This window comes from Streptomyces siamensis (assembly GCF_039543605.1).
GTDB classification, from domain to species: Bacteria; Actinomycetota; Actinomycetes; order Streptomycetales; family Streptomycetaceae; genus Streptomyces; species Streptomyces siamensis.
On sequence record NZ_BAABKB010000027.1, the window covers coordinates 101,143 to 123,624 of the forward strand.

A 22,482-nucleotide genomic window follows, 5' to 3' on the forward strand; every position below is an offset into this window, starting at 1 on the left:
GCGTACGGCTGCCGCTGATCACAGCATGCCGCACGCCGCTGACAACGGCTCAGGCGGATCCGGGTTGCCCGGACCTCCTCACAGCTCCTTGATCCGGATGTCCCGGTAGGAGATCACATCGGTCGTGCTGTGCACCTGGAGCCCGACGTACCCGGAGGCGAACCGCCGGCCGTCCGTGCCCGGGTCGTCCGAGCGCGGCGGATAGAACTCCTGGCCTCCGGTGTTGTCGAACTCGTTGATCAGTACGCCGTTGCGGTAGACCGAGTAGTGCTGGTCGACCACACGGATCTCGTAGTCGTTCCAGGTGCCCTTCTGGGTGACGCCCGCACCGGCGAGGCCCACCCGGTCGAAGCCGTAGATCGAGCCCGTCTTGTACATGTCGCCGTCGGGCCGGTCGAGCACCTGCACCTCGTGCCCGTACTCGATGGCGACCCACTCGGGGCGCGACTCCTGCGGATGGTCGTGGACCCAGGGGAAGCGCACGAACACACCGGAGTTGGCGTTGCCGGTGCCGGGCGCGTCGTCACGCCACTGGAGCTTCAGCGAGAAGTCGCCGTACTTGCGCTGCGGGAACCACAGCATGCCGAGCCCGCCGGTCGAGGTGCCGGAGGTGATCGACCCGTCCGCGTTCAGCCCGAACGAACCGCCGCCCACCTGCTCCCACTTGGCGAAGGACTCCGGCGAGCCGTCGAAGATCTTGCGATAGCCCTCCGTCTGGCCTGGCTTTCCGATGCCGGACTGCTTGGCGGCCCTGTTGATCCTGTTGTACTCGCGCTGGTCGACCACCCCTTCCTTCAGGAGCCGGTCGAGGACGGTCCTGACGTGCTTGAGGAACAGCGCCTGGGACGTCCATTCCTTCTCGTCCTCGATCAACTCGTTGATGCGGCAGCGGCTTTCGGTGACCCGGTTCGGCACACCCGAGTCGACCGAACCGACGATCACCGTCGACCGCTCGTCGTACTCCGGGCAGTTCGGCGGGGGCACCCCGCCGCCCGGGGCGACGGTGAAGCTCACCGTCCGTGCCTCGGACGTGTTGCCGGCCTTGTCGCTCGCCCGGTACGCCACCGTGTGCGCCCCGACCCGGTCGACCACGACCGGTGCGGAGTAGGCCAGATAGGGTCCGCCGTCCAGCGAGTACTCGATCGCGGCGACGCCCGAACCGCCCTCGTCCGTCGCGCCGACCGTCACCTTGGCGCTCTTCACGTACGCGCCGTCGGAGTTCTTGGTCCCGTCCACCGTCGCCCCGGTCACCGGCGGTGTCGTGTCCGACGCCGGTGGCGCGACCACGGTGAAGTCGACGCTCTTCGCCGCGGCCGTGTTGCCCGCCTTGTCGGTGGCCCGGTAGCGCACCTGGTGCGCACCGAGCGCGTGCACCATCACGGGCGCCGTGTACGGCTGCCAGCCGCCCGAGTCGACGGCGTACTCGATCGTGTTGACGCCGGAACCGGTGTCGGAGGCGGAGACGGTCACGGTCGCCATGTCGATGTAGGCTCCGGCGGCGTCGCGTTCACCGCTGACCGTCGCCGAGGTCTCCGGCGCCGTGGTGTCGTCGGTCGGTGGCGCGACCACGGTGAAGTCCACGCTCTTCTCGGCGGCCGTGTTGCCCGCCTTGTCGACGGCACGGTAGCGGACCTTGTGGGTGCCGACCTGGTCGACGACCACGGGTGTGGTGTACGGCTGCCAGGCGCCCGCGTCACCGATCGCGTACTCGACCCGGTCGACGCCCGAGCCGGCGTCCGTCGCGCTCACCGCGACCGTGGCCGAACCGACGTAGGCATCCTCGGAGTTCTGCGCCCCGGTCACGGACGCCGAGGTGTCCGGTGCCGTGGTGTCCGAGCCGCCGCCCTCGGTGACCACGAGGATGCCCTGCATCCGCTCGTGGCCCGGCATGGTGCAGAAGAAGCGGTAGCGGCCGGGAGTGAGCGTCACCTCGGCGGTGTGCCTGCCGCCCTGGTCGTCGTTCGGGTTGGCCAGGATGTTGAGCGGGACGTCGTTGTTGTACTCGGGGTCGGACACGTCGAACGTCAGCGTGTGCGGCATCCCTGTGGTGTTGCCGGTCGCCGCGCTGTTCTCGAAGACGATCGTGGTGGGCCCCGCGACCGCGGTCTGCGGCACCGAGGCGTACTGGGTGATGTCGTCGCCCGCGGTCCAGGTGAGGACCTGGGCGGCGGCCGCCTTCGGTGCCTCGGACCGCCCGACGGCGGCCGTCACGGCCGTCGCGGACGTCGACGTCAGCCCGAGCACCATCAGCAGGGACGCCACCAGGGTCGTCCACAGACGTGCCGTTCTTCGTCGTGCGAACATCACTCCGCCTTCCTGGCCAGCCGGCCGGCCGCCGGAGTCGCGCCGCCTCCGGTGTAAGTGACCTTCCACAGCGCCGACTTGGTGTCGGAGGTGAAGAAGCCGCGGCCGTAGTCGAGGACGTACAGCGCGCCGTCCGGTCCGAACTTCCAGTCCATGAGGTTCTTGATGCCGTCGTTGCCGATCGGCACGATCTTCTTCAGCGACTCCGAGTGCACGGGCAGGCCCCCGTCCCCGGCCGTCCTCGGGTCGGTGAGGACCGCGTTGCGAGGCTGATCGGAGTCGTAGAAGTCGCCGACGAACCACTTGCCGTCCCAGTAGGCGGGCCACTTGCCGGAGTCGGCGATCGAGGCGTCGTACCGGTAGACGGGTCCGTCCATGGCCGCCTGGCCGCCGCCCTTGAGCCACGGCAGCAGGTAGGTGGCCTCCTCCTGCTTGTACGACGGGACGCCGTTCGCGTCGCGCGGGTAGTCCGGCGCGCCGCCCTGGGGCGAGTACCAGATGTTGTTCCCCGTCACCGGCGGCAGGTTGACGAGCCCGTCGTTGTTCGGGGACTCGTTCTTCGGGTGGTCGCAGTCGTACCAGCCGAGCGGCTTGGTCGGATCGGGCAGGTTGCGGTCCCGGTAGGGCTGCTTGTTGCCCATGCAGTACGGCCAGCCGCGGTTGCTCGCCTTGGTGATGACGGCGAAGGTGTCGTACTTCGCCGGCCCCCATGTCGTCGACGGCGCCCCGGCGTCCGGGCCGACCCAGCCGGCGTACAGGGTGTCGGTCTTCTTGTCGACGGAGATCCTGGCGGGGTTCCTGACGCCCATCACATAGATCTCGCCGCGCGTCTTGCCGCCGCCCTCCGCGGTCTCCTTGCCGGTGAAGAGGTTGCCTTCCGGCAGGGTGTACGTGCCGTCGGACTCCGGGTGGATCCGCAGGATCTTGCCGTTGAGGTTGTTGGTGTTGCCCGCGGTGCGGCGGGCGTCCGCGAACGACACGCCCTTGTAGTTGGGCTCCGGGTTGTTGCCCGAGTAACCGTCGCTGAAGCGGCTGGAGTTGTTGTCACCCGTCGCGATGTACAGGTTGCCCTTGGAGTCCCAGGCCATCCCGCCACCCGCGTGGCAGCAGCTGTGGATCTGCACCGGCCACTTGAGGAGGACCTTCTCGCTGTCCAGGTCGAGCTTGTTCGTGGTGAGGTCGAGCGTGAACCGGGACACCCGGCGCTCAGCCGTCTGGGTGTCGCGGTTGATCCGGGAATGGGGCGTGTAGTGCAGGTACACCCAGCCGTTCTGCTCGAAGCGCGGATCGAGCTCGATGCCGAGGAGCCCCTCCTCGACCTTGATCAGCTCGTCCCCGCCGCCCTTGTTGCCGAACACGGTGAGCGCGCCGGCCAGGGTGACCTTCTTGGTCTTCGGGTCGTAGACGTGGATCTCGCCCTTGCCCTTGCCGACGTCGGGGTTGTTCCAGTCGGTGATCACGGGCTGGGAGGAGTCGGCGCCACCGCGGCCGATGTAGAGGACGCGGCCGTCGGGGGCGGTGACCAGGCCGTGCGGCTCGCCGATCTGGTCGTTCTGGCCCGGCTGGTTGGGCTGGGTGAGCCGCTCCGCCTTGTAGTTGGAGTTGATCGCCGCCTTGCAGTCGGCCTGCGCCAGACGAGTCGTCCAGAGCAGGGCGCCGCGCAGGTGCGTACGGAAGTCGGTCTCGTCGTACGACGAGACCGTGCCGCCCATCCCGGTGTAGAAGGAGCGGCCCCCGTCGTAGTCCCGGCACCAGCTCACCGGGTGGTCCCAGCCGTTGGCGCCGGCACCGGGCCGGTACGTCGACTCGCGGACCCGGGCCACCGTGTGCACGTCGCCCGACGGGTTCTTGACCCAGTTGAGCCACTGGTCGGGGCGTTTCCACTGGACCGGCAGGTCCTTGGTCGCGGGGTTCTGCCGGTCGCCTACCTCGACGGTGGCACGCTGGACGTCCGTCGGGCTCGTACCGGCCGGGCGGGCCCCGATGAGCCCGGTGAACCAGTCCGAGTACGGCTCCGCGCGGGCCGCGTCGTGGATGCCGACGAATCCGCCGCCCGCCTCCATGTAGGACTCGAGCCCGGCCTCCTGCTCGGGATCGAGCACGTCGCCACCGCCGGTCAGGAAGACGACGGCGTTGTAGCGGCCCAGCTCGGTGTCATCGGTGAAGACCGAGGCGTCGTCCGTCGTCGCGACCTTGAAGCGCTGTGCGGCCGGGCCGGACAGCCCGATCTTCTCGATGGCCTCGATGCCGGCGTTCACGACCGGTGACTCGTCCCCGGACGCCGCCGAACCGTAGAAGATCAGCACTCGCACATTTGCGCCGCCCGGGGGCGACTTGATGGACATCGTTGTCAGGGACGGGTCCGGGGCCGGGCGCGCGCTCGCGGCGGGCGCGGAGAGCGCCCCCGCGGTCACGGCCCCGGCGGCCAGCGCCGACGCCCAGGCCCGGCGCCTGCTTCTGCGTCTTTTCGCGCTCAACCCTCGTAGGACTGATGGCTCTTGATGCGATGTGAGCCGCATGTGGTCATCCACTCCTCGTCGGTCACAGCAAACGCCAAGGAAGCTAGACCTCTTTTCGCGGCTCGCCAATAGGTATGACCGCGATTCAACGAACTTTGTCCTGAGTGTGGATAAACGACGGTGGTGCGGCTACCGTCTCACAGGTTCGCCTCCGTAAATTCCGTACCAGGGTGGGGAGTTCGGCATGGACCGACGCGGTTTCAACCGGCGGATGCTGCTCGGCGGGGCGGCGGTCGCGACCGCCGCGACATCGTTGTCGGCGGCTCCGCGGGCCATGAGCGCCGCGGACGATGTGCGGACCGCTCCGGCCGGCGGCGAGGTCCGGCACATCAAGCTGTACGCGGAGAAACTCGCCGACGGGCAGATGGGATACGGCCTGGAGAAGGGCAAGGCGTCGGTCCCGGGGCCGTTGATCGAACTCGACGAGGGCGACACCCTGCACATCGAGTTCGAGAACACCATGGATGTGCCGGCGAGCCTGCACGTCCATGGCCTCGACTACGAAGTCTCCAGCGACGGCACGAAGTTGAACAAGAGCGACGTCGAGCCGGGCGGCACCCGCACCTACACCTGGCGCACCCACGCACCCGGCCGCCGCAAGGACGGCACCTGGCGTCCCGGGAGCGCCGGTTACTGGCACTACCACGACCACGTGGTCGGCACGGAACACGGAACGGGCGGCATCCGCAAAGGCCTCTACGGGCCCGTGATCGTCCGCCGCAAGGGCGACATCCTCCCCGACCGGACCTTCACGATCGTCTTCAACGACATGACGATCAACAACAGACCCGCCCACTCCGGACCCGACTTCGAGGCCACGGTGGGGGACCGCGTGGAGTTCGTCATGATCACGCACGGCGAGTACTACCACACGTTCCACATGCACGGTCATCGCTGGGCCGACAACCGCACCGGCCTGCTGACCGGCCCCGACGATCCGAGCCGGGTCGTCGACAACAAGATCGTCGGTCCCGCGGACTCCTTCGGCTTCCAGGTGATCGCGGGGGAGGGCGTCGGCGCCGGGGCCTGGATGTACCACTGCCACGTCCAGAGCCATTCCGACATGGGCATGGTGGGATTGTTCCTGGTGAAGAAGACGGACGGCACCATCCCGGGGTACGACCCGCACGAGCACGCCGCGCACGAGCACTAGGAGACGCCGCGCACGGGATCTAGGGCCGCGTTCGGCACAGTTCCTCGCCCACGAGGGTGCTCATGGCCTGCTGCGTACCCTGGCCGCCGTCGCTGGTGACGTATGCCACGGCGGTCCGAGTGCCGTCTGCCGTGACGCCGCCCCAGCTGTGGTAGCCGAGCAGTTCGCCGGGGTGACCGAAGTAGCTGCCGCCACAGGGCAACGGGAGCTCGCCCAGGCCGAGTCCGTACCGCACGCCGGGGATGCCCAGTTCGGGCGCGGGCACGGTCGCCGTCATCTCGTCGAGTTGCGCCGGAGCCAGCAGACGTCCGCCGAGCAGTGCGGCGTAGAACCTGCTCAGGTCGCGCGTGGTGCTGATCAGCGAACCGGAACCGACGGCCATGCTGGGGTTGAGGACCGTGACGTCGATGCCGGTGCCGGTGCGGAACGCGGCGTAGCTGTGGGCGTGGGGGCCCGGGACGGTCGGGGAGGTGCCGGGTGCGCTGGTGTCCTTCAGGCCCAGTGGGCGGATGATCCGGTCGGTCACCTCCTGTGCCCAGCTCCGGCCCGTGACCCCATGGACGATCATCGCGGCGAGAAGGTAGTTGGTGTTGGAGTACGACCAGCCGCTGCCGGCGGGGAATGTGGGAGGGTGCCGCATGGCCGACCTGACCGACTCCTCGGGGGAGTAGGTGCGCAGCCGCTCGGCCCGGTAGCCGTCCGCGCTGTTCAAGGCCGGGATCTCCGGCAGGACGTCGGGGATGCCGCTGGTGTGCTGCAGCAGTTGTCGCACGGTGACCCGGCGGCCGTCGTTGCCGTTGCCCCGGACCACTCCAGGCAGCCACTGCTCGACCGTGTCGTCCAGGGACATGCGCCCCTCGCCGACGAGTTGCAGCACGACCGCGGCGGTGAAGGTCTTGGTGGCGCTGCCGATCCGGAACCTGCCGTTGTGCGGCATCGGCCCGGCGGTGCCCCGCCGGGCCGTTCCGGCGCGCGCGCTGTCACGGGTGTGCGGTGACGTCACCTCGGCGGACACACCGACGACGCCCGTGCCGAGGATCGCCTCCACCTGCTGTCGCAGCGGATCGGCCGGTCGCGGCTTCGCGGTCGCGGTCGGCGCGGTCGATACGGCGAGGAGGGTCGCGGCCAGTCCGGTCAGGACGAGTCGGCTTCGCCGACGCGTTCCGGGCACACGCATGATGATCCCCTTCTGTTCAGGTTGCCTGCGCATTCAGGGACCGCTCAGGCCGTGGCCGCGGCTGTCGCCCCGGGCCTGCGGTCGGTCACCATCCCACCAGCGGAGGGACGATCGGCCCATCCGGCTTTCCCGCTGATGTGCCGATGCGCTGTCCTCAGGGAGTGCCGGGGGTTACCCCCCTTGCCAGGGCGCAAGGAGGCATTCCCCCGGCCGACCTCGACCGGGCGGATCCGTTTGTAGGCGGGCCCTAAGAAGCGTCGAGGTCGAACACCGTCCACTCCGTGAACGGTTCCTCCTGGACGTACACGCGACGGCCCCGGGACACGAGCCGGCGACGGCCGAGCGGGCCGCCGTCGGGGCGGACGAGCCGGCCCTCCTCGACGGCGACGAAGTCCTCATGCGTGAGGCGGCCGACCACGAGCCGGTCGTGTGCGCCGCCGTAGCCGCCGACGAAGGCCGCCCGGCCGGCGTGCACGGCCAGTCCCTGCGCTCCCGAGACCTGGTTCGCGCGGGCTCTCGCCTCACGTCCGGGAGCGATCTCCAGCAGGGCGAAGTCGGTGTAGGCGCAGGCCCAGGCCGAACGGGCCCCCACGTTGAGCGCGTAGCAGTCGCTGATCTCACCGCCGCCGTGCACCGGGCGGTACGACCACAAGGGCTCCCCGGTCTGGCTCCAGCGCCGCAGACCAGGCCGGGCGAGTTCGTCGTCCCCGTACACGCCCTCGTCGAAGTGGCCCACCCACAGGTCACCGCTCTCGTCGGTGAGCAGATGCTCCACTGCGTCGCCCACGCGGAACGTCCACGAGGGGCGCCCCAGGGCGTCGAGAACCTGCACCTGCTCGTCGCCGGGGCGGCTGCGGGCGTCCGCGACGACGAATCCGCCGTCGGGGAGGGCGTCGAGCAGCGGGAACCGGGCGCGCAGCGGACCCAGCCGGGTCTCGTGGGGCCGGCCGTCCTCGACCGTGACGACCACGGCGTCGTACGGCTTCGCGCGGCGCCCGGCGGGCGGATCGCCGGACAGCAACCAGTGCGCGCGGCCGAAGGCGTCGACCGTACTGTGCAGGACGCTCAGGTCCCGGTGGGCGCGGGGAAGCCGGGCGTAGGGAGCCAGCGAGGTGGCCGGGTGGTCAGGCGTCATGGGCCTTTCTCATGGTCATGAGGCGATCCTCGGCCCGGCGCGGGCGCGGGCGCAACCGGATTCGCGCGTGGCGAGGCGTCCCGGGCCCCGGTCGGGCGGATCCACGTGTGACGCAGAGGTGTTGAGCGCCTCGGGACGGGCGGGTGCAGGTGTGTCCGCGGGGGTGCCGGGCGCCTGGGCCCGGTCGGGTCCACCTCGCTGCCCAGCCCGATTCGGGTGTGCCGTGGCGAGCCCGGAGTCCGCACGCGAGCCCGTCCGAGTGATCGCGGAGCGCTCGCACCTTGTCATGGCTGCGCGGTTATCCTGATCCGCAACCGCCGAGGAGGTGCCCAGAGGTGACCGGGACAGCGTCGCGCCCCACGCTGGAGGCCGTGGCCGAGCGGGCCGGGGTCTCCCGGGCCACCGTGTCACGCGTCGTGAACGGCGGTGACGGCGTGCGGGAGCCGCTCGCCGAGCGGGTGAGACGAGCCGTCGAAGAACTCGGCTACGTGCCGAACCAGGCCGCGCGCAGTCTCGTCACCCGGCGCCACGACGCCGTGGCCGTCGTGATCGCGGAACCGGAGACCAGGGTCTTCGCGGACCCCTTCTTCGCCCTCCAGCTCCGCGGAATCAGCAAGGAGTTGACCGCGCACGACTCACAGCTCGTGCTGCTGCTCACCGAGGGTCGGGACGACCACGCACGGGTCGGCCGGTATCTCGCCGGGGGACATGTCGACGGCGCCCTCGTCTTCTCGCTGCACCTCGACGACCCGCTGCCCGGCCTGATCCACGGCGCGGGCGTGCCCACGGTGTTCGGCGGCCGGCCCGGCTGGGGCGACGGCCCCCCTGACGCCGTGCCCGCCGTGTACGTCGACTGCGACAACCGGGGCGGAGCCCGCGAGGCCGTACGGCACCTCGTCGGCCTCGGGCGCACACGGATCGCCCACATCACCGGTGCCCTCGACCAGACGTCGGCCGTCGACCGGCTGGACGGGTTCCGCGACGTCATGGCCGACGCCGGTCCGGAGCTCGTCGTGGAGGGCGACTTCACGCCCGCGGGCGGCGAGCGGGCGATGCGTGAACTGCTGGAGCGACGGCCCGACGTCGACGCCGTTTTCGCCGCGAACGACCTGACCGCCGCCGGGGCGTTGCGCGTCCTGCGCGAGCACGGGCGGCGGGTGCCCGAGGACGTGGCCGTGATCGGCTTCGACGACATGCTGGCGGTCGCCGAACAGACGGACCCGCCTTTGACGACGGTCCGTCAGGACATAGAGGGCATGGGAAGGTTGATGGCCCGGCTGCTGCTGCGCCGCATCGACGGCGGTGTCGCCGAGCCCGGCCCGGAGGACTCGTCCGGCGGCGTGGTCCTGCCGACCGCCCTGGTGCGGCGGGCCTCCGCGTAGTCCTCGTGCGCATCCGGGCGGCGACCGCTTCCCGTGCCCCGGCGGACGTGGTGTGGCGTGCGGGCACCGAGGTCACCGCGGGTCCTGGTGACGGACCCCGCCACCGTGCGCGTCAATGCCGGTGCGGGCCCAGCTTCCGCAGCACGTCGTCGAGTTGGTCCGCCGTGAGCGGGGGCTCGGGCAGCGGCGCGGAGGCGGGCGAGGCGCGCAGTCCGTCGAGGAGCAGTGCGAGGGGGCGGCGCCACGCGTCCGGTGCCGTCGCCGCCAGCGCGGGGACGGCGCGGCCGAGCGCGGCCAGCGCGAAGAGGAGATCCTCGGCGCCGAGATCGCCGCGCACCGTGCCCTGTTCACGGCCTCGTCGCAGCAGTGCGTCCACCGTCTCCCGGTTGTGGGCGTGGACGGCCTCCAGCGTGGTGACGCCCTCCAGGCCGGTGGTCATCAGGTCGATGGCACCGCGGTCGGCGGCCAGCCCCGCGAAGACGGATTCCATGTAGTCCACCAGCCCCGTCCAGGCGTCGGCCGCGGTGCGGGCCCGTTCGCCCGCCGCCATGGTGGCGGTGAGGGCGTCCTCGAACACCTCGTCGACGAGCGCCGCGCGACTCGGGAAGTGCCGGTAGAGCGTCGCGTTGCCGACGCCGGCCCGGCGGGCGATCACGTCGAGCGGCGCGTCGAGGCCCTGCTCGGCGAAGAGTTCGCGCGCCGCCTCGACGAGCCGCTCCCGATTGCGCCGGGCGTCGCTGCGCCGCGTCGCACCGGGGCCCTTCCCGTCGACGGTCATGACCTCACCTTTCGGTAGTACCGGGGAGCACTCCCCGGTACTGATGTTATCGTCGAGCGGTGAAGTGGGGAGTACTCCCCGCTTGGGGACGTGTTCGCCGCTCGAGGAGCACTCCCCACTCGGGGTGGACGAGGAGCGTTGATGGCGGACACGGCACTGGTGCTGGGCGGCGGCGGGGCGGTCGGCGGAGCATGGATGGCCGGTGTGCTCGCCGGGCTCGCCGACGCCGGAGTCGACGTGTCGGGCGCCGACACCGTCATCGGCACCTCCGCGGGCGCCGTCCACGCGGCCCGGCTCACCTCGGGCGTCGGCACCGGCGAGCTGTACGGGGGGCAGCTCGCCGGAGCCGACCCCGTCGACGTCGGTGTGACCTGGGCACAGACGGCGCGCTTCCTGTGGGCGGCGCTGGGTTCGCGCGATCCGCGTCGGTCGGTCCAGCGCCTCGGCAGAGCCGCGCTGACGGCGCGCACCGGACCCGAGTCGGTGGTCCACGACACGGTGGGCACCCTGCTGGGCGGCGTACGGCAATGGCCCGAGCGGGAGTTGAGGATCACGGCGGTCGACGCGCGGACCGGGAGTCTGGAGGTGTTCGACGCCTCCTCGGGACCGACGCTCCTCGAAGCGGTCGCGGCGAGCTGCGCGGTGCCCGTCGTCTGGCCGCCGGTCACCGCGGGGGGCCGTCGCTGGATGGACGGCGGAAGCCGTTCGACGGCCAATCTCCACCTCGCCCGCGACCATCGGCGCGTCGTCGCGGTCGCCCCGATCCCGCGGGCGGTGGGCCCGCACCCGAGTGCCGCGCTCCAGGCGGCCCAACTGGCGGGGCACGGCGTGCGCGTGAGCCTCCTGGTGCCGGACCGTGCCGCGCGCCGCGCGATGGGCCGCAACATGCTGGACGACTCCCGCCGTCCGGCCGCCGCCCGCGCCGGCCATGCCCAGGCCGTCGCACTCGCCGAATCCGTCGCCGGGGTGTGGTTCGGCTGACGGCGGTGGGTCGGTGCGGGCGGCGGCCCCACCGGGACCGACCTGTCAGGCCCGGGGAGCCTTCGACGCGTCGGGCCCGACGGGACCTCCCGCGGCGCGCCGGAGCCGCCGGGGCCCGCCGGGATTCCCGACGCGGCCGTCACGTCTGCTGCGGAGCGCTCTTGATCACCGCGAAGCGTGCCCCGTACGGGTCGGCCAGCTTGGCCATGCGGCCCACGCCCTCCATGTCCGTCGCGGGCATGCGTACCGTGCCACCGAGCTGCTGGGCTCTGCTCACCACGGCGTCCGTGTCCTCGACCTCGAAGTACGGCAGCCAGTACGCGCCGGACTCCGCCTCGGTGGGATCGTCGGCCAGCGGCACCATGCCACCGAACATCGCCTCCTCGGTGCCCGCGGGGTTGATGCAGGTGTAGACGCCGCCCGGGTACGGCATCGCCGAGGTCTCCCATCCGAAGACCGAGTTGTAGAACGCGGCGGCGGCCGCGATGTCCGGAGTGTAGAGCTCGACCCAGCACAACGAGCCCGGCTCACCGGCCAGGTCGAGCCCCTTGGTCCGGGCCGGCTGCCAGAGGCCGAACGGCACGCCCGCCTTGTCGGCGAGGATCGCCATGTGGCCCTCGCCCATCACGTCCATGGGCTGCACGAGCACGGCGCCCTTGGACTGCTCGGCCGTCTTGGCCGTGCCCTCCGCGTCAGGGCTCTGGAAGTAGACGGTCCAGGAGGGCGGGCCCTGTTCCGCGGTGGTCTGCATGCCGCCGGCCACGGTCTTCCCGTCGAGCTGGAAGAAGCCGTAACCGCCGGCATCGGGCCCCGCCGACTGGAACTGCCAGCCGAAGAGGCCCTCGTAGAAGGAGGTGGCGCCGTCGATGTCGGACGTGCCGACATCCAGCCAGTTCGGGGCGCCGGTGACGAAACGGGTGGTGAGCATCATGCCCTCCTTTGAGGGGTCCCGTTGCCTGCTCTGCCGAGTCTGGCACCGCCCACCGACAATCGCCGCCGGGACGCGCACGCCGGGCTCTGGGCGGCTCGCTCCACCGCCGTGGAAGGCCCCTCCAAGTTCGTGCGGCTCACCGCCGGCCCCGCGCGCCGCCGTGCTCTTGGCGCCGTGCGAGGCCATCATCGGAGGCCGCCGGGCGCTTTGGAACGAGTCGTTGATCCCGCGTTGATCGAACGTTTTTCGTCCCGCGGCACGATCATGCCCATGCACTTGGAAACGATCACCGCGGCCGACCTGGACTGGCAGGAGCAGGCCCTGTGCGCGCAGACCGGGGCCGACTTCTTCTTTCCCGAACCGGGCAGCTCGGTGCGCGAGGCGAAGCGCATCTGCGCGATGTGCGAGATGCGCCCCGCCTGCCTCGACTACGCGCTCAGCAACGACGAACGCTTCGGCGTCTGGGGAGGCCTCTCCGAGAAGGAGCGCCTCGGGCTGCGACGCGCCCGGGAGTGAGCCGCGCCCGTCCACCGTCGTGCGGACGCGCCGCCCGGTGCGCCGCCACGACCGTCGTTGCGCCTCCTCCTGCACGGCGCCGCCCCGCCCGGGCGTGATCAGAGACCGGCCGCCTGCCGTTCGGCGTCCGTCAGCGGGGGAGCGTCCAGCAGCGGCTGCTTTCTGCCGAGGAGGACACGGAAGAGCATGTCGGGGGCGAGGAGACGGGCCGGAGGCCGCTCCATGCTCATCACGTCGAGGAGCGCCCGCAGGGCGTGCGGGTTGCGTGCGCCGGCATCCACGGCGCGGTCGATGAACGCGGCGGCCAAACGCTCGGCCCTGCTGGGCGGTTCGTCGGTGGCGCCCGGGTAGAAGGCGTCCTGGCCCACGGCCAGATCCCAGGCCTGACCCACGGGGCGTGCGGCACTGCGCTGAATCCGTCGCGCCGTCCCCGCCGAGGCCAGGTCGTGGTCCGCCAGCACCTGCCGGAGCGCGACGACGCTCTGCGCCGCGGCCGTCAGACCGTGCCCGTAGACCGGGTTGTACCCGGCGACGGCGTCCCCGAGCACGGCGAACCCGGCCGGCCACAGGGGCATCTTCTCGAAGTAGCGCCGCTTGTTGGCCGTGCTCCGTGTGGTGACCACATCGGAGAGGGGCTCGGCCTTCGCGAGGAGATCGCCGATGACGGGATGCGCCAGCAACTGGGCGAAGGCGACGAACTCCCCGGCGTCACGGCTGGGTTGGCCTCCCCTGGTGCCCGCCAGGGTGACGAGCCACTGGCCGTCCTCGATGGGCAGGATGATGCCGCCGCGGCCCGGCGGCCGCGTGGGGTCCGCCTGGACGTTGACGATGGGGAAGTCGTCGCCGGCGCCGGCCGGAGCCCGGTAGATCCGGCTCGCGTAGCCGACTCCGGCGTCGACGACCTTCTCCCGTACGGGCGGGAGACCGAGCTCCGTGAGCCAGACCGGCGCGCGGCTGCCCCTGCCGCTCGCGTCGACGACCAGGTCCGCCGTGAGGATCTCCTCGTGTTCGGGACCCCGTACGCGCGCCCCGGTCACGCGGTCGGCGCTGCCTTCGAGGCCGACCAGTTCGGTCCGTTCGCGCACCGTGAGCCCGGGCCGCCGGAGCACCGCGGCGCGGATCGTGGCGTCGAGCAGGTCCCGGCTGCACACGATGTTGACGTGGTGGGAGTTGCTGAACCGCCGGAACCACTGGCCGGAGGGCGCCTTGCTGACCATGCCGGACATGATCGGTACGCGGCGGGCGCCGCGGGCGATCAACTCCTCGGTGACGCCGGGCAGGAGGTCCTCCAGGGCCCGCACGCCGCCGGACCACAGCACATGGGCGTGCCGGGCCTGCGGAAGTCCCTTGCGCGGAGCGGGCTGTTCGGGCAGGACGTCGGTCTCGACGACCGTGACGTGCGCGAGGTCGCGGAGCACGGCGGCGGCGAGCATGCCGGTCGTCCCTCCCCCGATCACGAGCGCGGACGGCCGTGGACCGGACGTTCTCTCAGGCATTGGCGGAAGCACCCTCTCTGTCGGCCGTTCGGCCGTGAAGGCCCCTGGAAGGCAGTAAACGCCAGCAGGGACGCAGGAGTTCGGAATGGTGCGGATGATGTCCGTCACGGTGACGGCCGTCGCGGGCGGAAGCGGGCGGACATCGCGCCGGCGGCACGAGAGCCAGGGCGTCGCGGGCGGGGGAGGGGGTGCCGCCGCCGTGCCGAGCCGCCTCGCGCACGGCCGGGCCCGGGCACGGGAGGGCGTCGGATGTGCCGCCTCCTGCTCGGGCCATCGTCACCAGTCCCTTCGGTCCGTACACGGCTCATGATCAGGCCGGAGGGGCCGTGTGCACATCGGGATGACCCCACACCACGCGCACTTGTGGCTTTCCCGTGAGCCGCCACCGGGGCATTCGTTATGGAACCGGTCAAGTCCCCCTGGGTTGCGTCGAGTCGGTCGCGCGGACCGGCGCCCGCCGGACGCGCCGGGCCCCCGCCCGCCCCGCCCGCCCCGCGCGGTCAGTCGGCGCGGGCGGGTCCGACCGGTTCGAGGAGCCGGCTCTCCGCCGCCGTAAGAGGCGGACCCGCCAGGGGCCGTCGAAGCGGTCCGCAGGCGAGGGCGATCAGCATGTCGGGCCACAGCAGCCGCGTCGCGCCGGCCTCCATGGTCGTCACCTGCGTGAGCGCGTTCGCGACGTACGAGGAGGCCGCGGCCGTCCTGGCCAGGCGCCCGGAGAGCCGGTTGATCATCCGGTCCACCGGTGTGGGGGCCTGCTCGGAGGCGCCCGGCGTGAAGGCCGGGCGGTCCGGGCCCAGGACATTGGGCGCCGGGGGGACGCCCGGCACCGGCAAGTCACCGGGTTCGGACGGGACACCGGAGCGAGGCGGGTCGGACGCGATACCGGCGTCGGACGGGGTCGTGCCGACTCGTGTGGTCATGTGGGGGACTTCTCGCCGTCCTTGACGGAGAGGGGCGACGACTTCGCGGCGTCGGAACGCACCGCCGCGACGACGGGTGAGGTGCGCAGCGTGCGTGAGACGCCCACCAGCGACGCACGCACCGCCGCGACGGCGGAGTCGCCGGGGACGAGCGGGGTCTCCGCGCGGTCGAGGCGGGTGGCCTGGGCCGCCGCGGAGACCATGGCGGCGAGGCCCACGAGATCGGCTTCCGCCCGGCTGCTCCCGGCGGCCTCGGCGGTCGACCGCGCGCACGCGCGGACCGCGTCGTCGAGGTGGGGCCGTACGAGGCTCAGCCCGTCCTGGATGCCTGCCTCACGCCGTGTCAGGTGCACATGCGGAGAGGCGTACCAGGGGATGGGCGCGGCGAGCGAGGAGCGGGGTGAGGCGCTGCTGAGTTCGCTCCACAGCGGCCCGAGCCGGCGGTACGCGGCGAGAGCACGTCCGACCGCGGCCGTCCTGGGCCCGATCAGCGGCAGGAGGAACCCGATGGTGGCGCAGGGTGCGGCCAGGGCCGAGAAGAGCGGGGAGAGGGTGGTGCTGAGCATGTCCCAGTCCTGGCCGCTCCAGTGGGCGGCCACCGCCGCGAGCTTGAGGGAGCTGAACGAGAGGTTCAGCAGCCAGCCGAGGCACAGGGTCCACAGGCCCGCGCGCAGCCACCCGTGGACCTGGAGGGCCCAGCGCCAGCACAGCACGGTGGTGACGAGGGCGGCGGTCATGTGCGCCAGCAGATACAACAGGATCATCTCGCCGATGAACGGCGCCGACGCGTAGTACGTGTCGAAGTCGGTACGGCGCTCCACCGGGGCGTCGCCGAGCAGGAACAGGGCGACCAGAGCGGTGATGACCAGCATGTAGCCGATCCGCCAGCGCCGGGAGACGCGTTGGACGTACTCGGGCGGACCACCGCGCCAGTGGACGATGAGTAGCAGGCAGGAGGCGCTGAACGCGCTGATGATGACGTACACCAGCAGGCTGGAGGCGTTCGGTACACCGCTGATGCGGTTCACGGCGGCGATGGTCGGGGGAGCCGCGAAGACGAAACCGGCGCCTCCCAGGGCGATGACCAGGCAGACGGTCCGCACGAGCGGGTCGCGCCAGGCCTTCAGCAGCGCGGGGAGCTTGACGGCCAGGCACAGCCACAGAGCGGCGGCCGGTATGTAGTAGTCCGAGGAGTCCACGGCTCAGACCTTCCGGCGCCGGTTGCCCAGTGATGCGTTGATACGCCCGGCGATCTCGCCGCGGTCGGGAGGCGTGCCGTCGGGCTCCCCCTCCAGCCAGACGCGGAACCGGGTCACCGCCAGCAGCCCGAACTTCTCCGCGGCGGCTTCCTCGCGGTGGTCGAACTCGGTGCGCGCCGCCACCCTGCGCACCGTCTCGTCGGGCCGGGGCAGGTCGGCGCGCGCCGAGAGGAGCCCGGTGGCCACGGTCCCGCCCGGGGCGTGATGGCCGCACGCGCCGTCCAGCATGTGCCAGACCTCGTGGAAGAAGATGGCCAGCTTGTGCAGCGGGGTGGCCCGTCTGTCGACCACGATGACGTCCCGGTCGGGCAGGTCGAGCCACAGGCCGCTGGCCGTGCGGTACGGGAACTCCTCCTGGAGGAGCACGAGTTCCCGGCCCGTGCGCCTGCTCACCAGATCGACCAGGGCGACGAACAGATCGTCCGGCTCCGCCGGCACCGGCAGACCGAGGTCGTCGACGAGCTCGTCGATGAGGCGACGCATGACCTTCGCTTTGCGCACTGTTCTCCCCAAGAACCTCACGTGCGGGAACTCCTCGGCGACGTGCCGGAGTTCCTCGCGCTGTGCCTGCCGACGTCCGCAGAACTGTGCACACCGATGACGGACCCACCCCTGCCACCCGGCGCGTCAGCTTATGGCCGACGCCCACGGCCGGCGGGCCTGAGGGCGGTCAGCCAGCAGGCTATGCCAAATCCGACCTCACTCTGCAGGGGAATTGGCCCGAAGGGAACATCCTGGGGGGCACCGTGATGCTGATCAAAACTGACAAAAGCTGACTCATGCGACGAGGGGGCGAGTGGCCCGCTGGCTGAATCCCGTCGTGCCGCCCCGGTTCACGGGACAGCGGCGGGAAGGGGGCCCGGTGACTGTGCGGCCGCATCCTCGGACGCGTTCGGAGGGCACGGCACGACGCCGGGGCCCGCCGGGCGGGCAAGTCCGCTCACCGGTGCGTCGTCCGGGCACCCCTGTGGTTAGGATCCGGAGGGCGCGCCCGGACGTCGAGCAGAGGCAGACTCGCCGCCTTGGCAAGACGGATACGCCGGTTCGAATCCGGTCGTCCGGGCGACGTCCTCCGCCATGGGCCGCCGCGCCGGGCCTGCGGACACGACCGGGGACGGGGCAGTCCCCCGAAGGGGACGAGCGCACACGGGGTCCTGTAGAGCAGAGGCAGACTCGCCGCCTTGCCAAGGCGGATACGCCGGTTCGAATCCGGCCGGGACCACACGGAACACGTAGGACACGCGGGGCGGGAACACATGGACGGCGGCGGGATCACCGACGAGGAACTGGCGGCGTTCCACCGCACGGTCGGGCGGCTGCGCGCGCTGCCCGTCGACGATCCGGTGCGGCTGCGGGCCGAACAGGTCGCCGCCTCCTTCGCACGTGACGGCCGGACCCGGCGGCGGAAGGCGCGCGGCGCCGAACTGTCCGCCGCCGACGCCGCCGCGATGGCCGCCACCGCGACGGGCGCGCTCGACCGCAGGGAGGACGCGCCGCTCACCTCCGACGGCTCGGCCGGTGTCTTCGTCCGGCCCCGTGCCTGCTACGTCTGCAAGACGCCCTATCGACAGGTCGACTCCTTCTACCACCGGCTCTGCCCGGACTGCGCCCTCGACAACACCGCCCGGCGCGCGCTCGGCACCGACCTGAGCGGCCGCCGTGCCCTGCTCACCGGAGGCAGGGTGAAGATCGGCTTCCAGTTGGCCCTGATGATGCTGCGCGACGGAGCCGAACTCCTGGTCACCAGTCGTTTTCCGTATGACACGGTGCGCCGCTTCCGGGCCGAACCGGGCAGCGACGCATGGTTCGACCGCCTCACCGTGCTGGCCGTCGACCTGCGTGACCCACGACAGGTCCTCGGCCTGTGCGAACAGCTCGGCCAGGAGGGCGAGCCGCTCGACATCCTCGTGAACAACGCCGCGCAGACGGTACGCCGTCCCCCCGAGTCCTACGCGCTGCTGGCGGCCGGAGAGCACCTCGGGCTGCCCGAGGGCGTCCGTGCGGCACCGGGCTTCACATCGATGACGGCCCTGGAGGGCGGTCCGTCGGCCCTGCCGGTGATCCTGCGCGAGGCCGACGAGGCCGGACTCCTTCCCGATCCCTCGCCCGACAACTCCTGGTCCGCGCGGCTGGGCGAACTCGACCCGGCCGAGGTCCTGGAGACGCAACTGGTCAACGCGCTCGCCCCGGCACTGCTCTGCGACCGGCTGCTGCCCCTGCTGCTCGCCTCGCCGCACCCCCGCCGCTACGTCGTCAACGTGACCGCCGTCGAGGGCCGCTTCGCCGTCCGCAACAAGATGGCGGGCCATCCGCACACGAACATGGCGAAGGCGGCCCTGAACATGCTCACCCGCACCAGCGCCGCCGAACTGGCCGAGCAGGGCGTGCACATGTGCGCCGTCGACACCGGCTGGATCACCGACGAGAACCCCGCCCCCAAGAAGGAACGCATGGCGGGGGCCGGGTTCCGTACACCGCTGGACATCGTGGACGGCGCGGCCCGGGTGTACGACCCGATCGTGCGCGGTGAGGCCGGCGCGCCCGTGTCCGGGGTGTTCCTGAAGGACTACCGGGAGGCGGAGTGGTGAGCACCGGCCGGACCGGTGCTCAGCGGCTCATCGACACGAATATCTCCGTCCAGAACCGCTGTTGGTCCGCCGTCGCCCCGACCAGATAGGTGGCGCGCAGCTTCGGCGGCAGGAGCGGCACCAGTCGGGCCACCACCGCGCGGTGCTTCTTCAACTGCGACAGCTCGGCGTTGGCGAGGATCTGGTGGACGACGTCGCTGTCGTCGGCCCCCTCGTCCGAGCGGTCCGCCGCGCGGCGCAGCCGGGCCTCCCAGGCGTCCGCCTCACGCGCGAGCTCCCGCAGACCGGTCACCGGACGGCCGCGCAGCCGGTCCACGAGCGCCGTCAGCGGCACGGGCGCGTACTCGCCGTCGCCGAGGTAGACCGTCGCCATCTCCAACGGAAGTCCGTGCCGGTGCAGTTTGACGAGCCGCTCCAGGGTCCGCTTGGTGATCCAGGCGCGGCCGTCGTCGTCGATGTCGTGCTTCCACCACTCCAGGACGGTCTCGGCGTCGGTGCCGTAGCGGGCGAGCAGCCACTCGTTGGCCGGGATGTCCTCGGGCTCCACCGTCAGCGAGACCGTGAACCGGCTCGCCTGCGCGATGTTGTTGCGGGAGACCAGGAGTTTGCGGCCCAGGTGGTACGGCGGATTCTGCACCGCGATCTGGGCCCGCAGATTCTCGATCCGGCGCCCCGCGAGCGACCACTCCTGGGTGATCTCCATCAGCTTGGCGAACGCGGCCTTGTCCTTGGGACGGTTGTACTCGTCCCAGACGATGGCCTTCGGCTCGGGACCGGTGAAGTTCGCGGCGAGGAGGTTGTCCAGGGTGCCGTCCGCGGACGGCACCGGGGCGCACAGGTCCTCGACATTGGTGACGGGCAGGGAGAAGTACAGCGGCTCCCGGCCGAGCCCCTCGCGCACCGTCTCCCGGACGAGCTCCGTCTTGCCGCAGCCCGGCGGACCTTGGAGCAGCACGGTCCAGCGGTTGCGCAGTGCGGCCCGCACCACCTGACGCACGGGATCGGGCAGCGTGGCCGGGTTGGACACACCGACGTACTCGGCGATCCGGTTCAGGATCTCCGCCGTGCGGTTCTGGCCCGGGGTGCCGTCGGCGCGCGGCTCGACGAGGCGCAGCCGCTCGCCGCCCACCAGCGGCAGGGCCCAGCGGAGCGGGAACCCCTCCGCGGCACAGGCCAGGACATGGTCCAGGGTGCGCGGCGACAGCGATTCACGCAGCGCGGGGGACAGGGACGCCCACAGGGAGAAGACCGGAGCCAGGTCCCACGCCCGGTACTTGGCCGCGAGATGGCGCCGCCACGACGTGTCGTTGGCGGTGATCCGCATGGTGACCATGCGGTCCAGCAGCGCGAGGTCGCTGCGCCGCGCCGAGGTCTCCGCCAGCGATTCGTTGTCCGTGAGGAAGACGCCGACGCAGCCCAGGGCGCGCAGGTCGTGCTCGCCGAGCGTCCAGTTGCAGGCGATCTGCATCAGCTGCGACTGGATCGTCTCACCGGCCTGGAGCGAGTCGTCGACGAGCAGCACGAAGGGTGTGCCGGGCTTGAGCTGGCTCATCACCAGCTGCCGCAGCACCAGTTCGCCGGTGTGCGGGTCCCGCACCGGCGCGTTGACGAGGAGGTCGTCCGGGGTGAGGTTCGCCGCGGGCACGTAGACCAGCGTCGCGTCCGGGTGGGCGCGCGCGATGTGCGAGAAGAACGTCGCCGTCTTCCCGATGCCGTGCTCGCCGAAGATCTGGCCCGTCTGCCCCATGTCGATCATCGCGTCGATGAACGCCTCCAGGCGCGAGGGCGAGGGCGCGGGCACGCCGGAGTCCGCGGGAGCCGGCACGGTCGAGCGCGCGGGCACGGCGCGGTCGGCGGAGCCGGGGTCGGGATGGGTGGTGGTCGTCATCAGTCCTGGTCCTGTGCTGGTGGGTTACCACGATCCGGTCGTGACGCGATGGCAGGCCATCGCGGGGGTGTGGCCCTCCGGCCACTCGCTGCCGCCCTCGGTGATCAGCCAGATCCACTTGTCGGGCTCGGCGGGCGTGACCGGCGGTGCGTACCCGTCGGTGAGCATCACCACGGCGTCCGGGCGGTCCTCGAAGCGCCGGCCGCCCACCTCGGTGCGGCCCTCCACGTAGTCCACGACGGCCTGGAAGCTGGTGCCGCCTCCGCCGAGCACGCGGCCGCCCGGCTCGAAGGGCATGACCACCGCGTCGAAGGACAGCCACTGCGCCTCGACCCCGTCGATCCTGCCGACGAGGTCGGTGAGCCACTCGACCACGCGGTCGGGCATGGAACCCGACGTGTCGTAGGCGATGACGAGGACCTTGTCGCGGACCGGGCCGCGCCGCGACAGCATCGGGTCCTGACCGAGCGCGGCGAGCAGCGCACCGCGCTTCTTCGGGTACACCAGCCGCTCGCCGTCGCGGAGTCTGGAGCCGAGCACGTCGACCAGCCAGCGCTGCCACCAGTCGATCTTCCGCGTCGCGACGGTCTCGCCGCGCAGCACACCGGCGCCGAGCTGCCCCCAGATCTTCGCGGCCCGCGCCGAGCCGTCCTCGGTGCGGCCCATCAGGTCCAGCAGTTCCTGCTCGGCGCCCGCATGACCGCGGCGCGCCGCGAGCAGCGCGTTGAGCAGCGACGACGAGGCCACTTCGTCGACGGTCTCCTGGTCGGCGGGCACCGCGCACTCCAGGTGGATGCACAACGACGGTGCCAGGACGGGCGGTTGCCGCATGCGCTTCAGTTCGCCGTACACCGTCATGTCGGTCCGGGTGAAGTCCTCGTACGAGACGGGCTCCAGCTCCTGCGCGAGCAGGTCCGCACGGTACGACTCGTGCACCGCGCGCGGGTCGACGCCGACCGGCCGGCCGTCCAGGAGGGGCAGACCGGGGCTGCCGAGCCGCACCAGTGCCACATGGTTGACCGACACCTCGGTGGCCACCTCGAACACGGGGTCGACCCGCAGTTCGGGATCGGCGAAGAGATGGCGCTGCATCAGATGGCGGGCCTCGTGGAAGAGGACGAACTTCACGCCGTCCAGGCCGAGCCCGACGAAGAAGTCAGGGTTGTACAGCAGCAGGCACGAGCCGTCCCCGGAGGCCACCACGGCCGCGGTGTCCACCGCCGTCGTCGCCAGCTGGTGGTGGCATTTCGCGTACAGCCACGAGGCGACCGCCGACTGCGTCAGTCCGAAGTCGAGCAGGGCGGCCTCCTTGAGCCGCCGTGCCTCCGCGACGGTCTCGGCGTCGGCCGGCCGGAACCGCTCCAGTGCCCTGCGGTCGGCCAGGTCGACGACCGGCCGCCGCCCGCGCTCTCCGTACGCCATGCCCGCCCCCGTGTCCGATCTTCCCCCGTACCC

17 protein-coding genes and 2 tRNA genes are annotated in these 22,482 nt (G+C 71.5%); 7 read left to right on the forward strand and 12 right to left on the reverse strand.

What is annotated here, in order from left to right; translation table 11 throughout:
• Positions 1-78: 78 nt before the first annotated feature.
• A complete protein-coding gene (locus ABEB03_RS29055; RefSeq protein WP_345655715.1) occupies positions 79-2,304 on the reverse strand; it encodes an OmpL47-type beta-barrel domain-containing protein in 2,226 nt (741 codons plus the stop codon).
• Positions 2,304-4,733, reverse strand: coding sequence for a ThuA domain-containing protein (locus ABEB03_RS29060; protein WP_345655873.1), 2,430 nt, complete (start codon positions 4,731-4,733; stop codon positions 2,304-2,306). Before ABEB03_RS29060 ends, ABEB03_RS29055 begins: the two co-directional genes overlap by 1 nt.
• 274 nt (positions 4,734-5,007) lie before the next feature.
• Here ABEB03_RS29060 and ABEB03_RS29065 point away from each other — a divergent pair, with 274 nt between their 5' ends.
• Positions 5,008-5,976, forward strand: coding sequence for a multicopper oxidase domain-containing protein (locus ABEB03_RS29065; protein WP_345655717.1), 969 nt, complete (start codon positions 5,008-5,010; stop codon positions 5,974-5,976).
• A gap of 19 nt (positions 5,977-5,995) precedes the next feature.
• On the opposite strand, the gene ABEB03_RS29070 is transcribed toward ABEB03_RS29065, so the two are convergent.
• On the reverse strand, positions 5,996-7,153 hold the full coding sequence (locus tag ABEB03_RS29070) for a serine hydrolase domain-containing protein (RefSeq protein WP_345655719.1): 1,158 nt from the start codon (positions 7,151-7,153) through the stop codon (positions 5,996-5,998).
• Between the two features lie 247 nt (positions 7,154-7,400).
• Complete coding sequence (locus ABEB03_RS29075; protein WP_345655721.1) at positions 7,401-8,288, reverse strand: SH2 domain-containing protein; 888 nt, start codon at positions 8,286-8,288, stop codon at positions 7,401-7,403.
• A 335-nt stretch (positions 8,289-8,623) separates the two neighbouring features.
• Between ABEB03_RS29075 and ABEB03_RS29080 the strand changes: the two genes are divergently transcribed.
• Positions 8,624-9,670, forward strand: a complete 1,047-nt coding sequence (locus ABEB03_RS29080) for a LacI family DNA-binding transcriptional regulator (protein WP_345655723.1) — start codon at positions 8,624-8,626, stop codon at positions 9,668-9,670.
• 112 nt (positions 9,671-9,782) lie between these two features.
• On the opposite strand, the gene ABEB03_RS29085 is transcribed toward ABEB03_RS29080, so the two are convergent.
• Positions 9,783-10,448 (reverse strand): TetR/AcrR family transcriptional regulator, encoded by a 666-nt coding sequence (locus ABEB03_RS29085; protein WP_345655724.1) that lies wholly within the window; start codon positions 10,446-10,448, stop codon positions 9,783-9,785.
• A 141-nt stretch (positions 10,449-10,589) separates the two neighbouring features.
• Between ABEB03_RS29085 and ABEB03_RS29090 the strand changes: the two genes are divergently transcribed.
• Positions 10,590-11,429, forward strand: coding sequence for a patatin-like phospholipase family protein (locus ABEB03_RS29090; protein ID WP_345655725.1), 840 nt, complete (start codon positions 10,590-10,592; stop codon positions 11,427-11,429).
• A gap of 139 nt (positions 11,430-11,568) precedes the next feature.
• On the opposite strand, the gene ABEB03_RS29095 is transcribed toward ABEB03_RS29090, so the two are convergent.
• The gene (locus ABEB03_RS29095) at positions 11,569-12,357 is read right to left on the reverse strand and encodes a VOC family protein (RefSeq protein WP_345655875.1); all 789 of its coding nucleotides are present in this window, start codon (positions 12,355-12,357) and stop codon (positions 11,569-11,571) included.
• A 273-nt stretch (positions 12,358-12,630) separates the two neighbouring features.
• Between ABEB03_RS29095 and ABEB03_RS29100 the strand changes: the two genes are divergently transcribed.
• On the forward strand, positions 12,631-12,876 hold the full coding sequence (locus tag ABEB03_RS29100; protein WP_345655726.1) for a WhiB family transcriptional regulator: 246 nt from the start codon (positions 12,631-12,633) through the stop codon (positions 12,874-12,876).
• A 98-nt stretch (positions 12,877-12,974) separates the two neighbouring features.
• Here ABEB03_RS29100 and ABEB03_RS29105 read toward each other — a convergent pair whose 3' ends face one another.
• From ABEB03_RS29105 to ABEB03_RS29120, 4 genes are all read right to left on the reverse strand, one after another.
• Positions 12,975-14,372 (reverse strand): FAD-dependent oxidoreductase, encoded by a 1,398-nt coding sequence (locus ABEB03_RS29105; protein WP_345655728.1) that lies wholly within the window; start codon positions 14,370-14,372, stop codon positions 12,975-12,977.
• A 500-nt stretch (positions 14,373-14,872) separates the two neighbouring features.
• Positions 14,873-15,292, reverse strand: coding sequence for a hypothetical protein (locus tag ABEB03_RS29110; protein WP_345655730.1), 420 nt, complete (start codon positions 15,290-15,292; stop codon positions 14,873-14,875).
• Positions 15,289-16,491 carry an MAB_1171c family putative transporter gene (locus ABEB03_RS29115; RefSeq protein WP_345655732.1) on the reverse strand — a complete coding sequence of 401 codons (1,203 nt, stop codon included), beginning with the start codon at positions 16,489-16,491 and terminating at the stop codon, positions 15,289-15,291. Before ABEB03_RS29115 ends, ABEB03_RS29110 begins: the two co-directional genes overlap by 4 nt.
• 3 nt (positions 16,492-16,494) lie before the next feature.
• On the reverse strand, positions 16,495-17,052 hold the full coding sequence (locus ABEB03_RS29120; RefSeq protein ID WP_345655734.1) for a toxin-antitoxin system, toxin component: 558 nt from the start codon (positions 17,050-17,052) through the stop codon (positions 16,495-16,497).
• A gap of 490 nt (positions 17,053-17,542) precedes the next feature.
• On the opposite strand from ABEB03_RS29120, the gene ABEB03_RS29125 reads away from it, so the two are divergent.
• The 3 genes from ABEB03_RS29125 (at position 17,543) to ABEB03_RS29135 (ending at position 19,139) form a co-directional block, all read left to right on the forward strand.
• Positions 17,543-17,614, forward strand: a tRNA-Ala gene (locus ABEB03_RS29125).
• An 87-nt stretch (positions 17,615-17,701) separates the two neighbouring features.
• Positions 17,702-17,773, forward strand: a tRNA-Gly gene (locus tag ABEB03_RS29130).
• A 34-nt stretch (positions 17,774-17,807) separates the two neighbouring features.
• On the forward strand, positions 17,808-19,139 hold the full coding sequence (locus tag ABEB03_RS29135; RefSeq protein WP_345655736.1) for an SDR family oxidoreductase: 1,332 nt from the start codon (positions 17,808-17,810) through the stop codon (positions 19,137-19,139).
• 19 nt (positions 19,140-19,158) lie between these two features.
• On the opposite strand, the gene ABEB03_RS29140 is transcribed toward ABEB03_RS29135, so the two are convergent.
• Both ABEB03_RS29140 and ABEB03_RS29145 read right to left on the reverse strand, forming a co-directional pair.
• The gene (locus ABEB03_RS29140) at positions 19,159-20,895 is read right to left on the reverse strand and encodes an AAA family ATPase (protein WP_345655877.1); all 1,737 of its coding nucleotides are present in this window, start codon (positions 20,893-20,895) and stop codon (positions 19,159-19,161) included.
• 156 nt (positions 20,896-21,051) lie between these two features.
• Positions 21,052-22,449, reverse strand: a complete 1,398-nt coding sequence (locus ABEB03_RS29145) for a DUF2201 family putative metallopeptidase (protein WP_345655738.1) — start codon at positions 22,447-22,449, stop codon at positions 21,052-21,054.
• Positions 22,450-22,482: the final 33 nt, after the last annotated feature.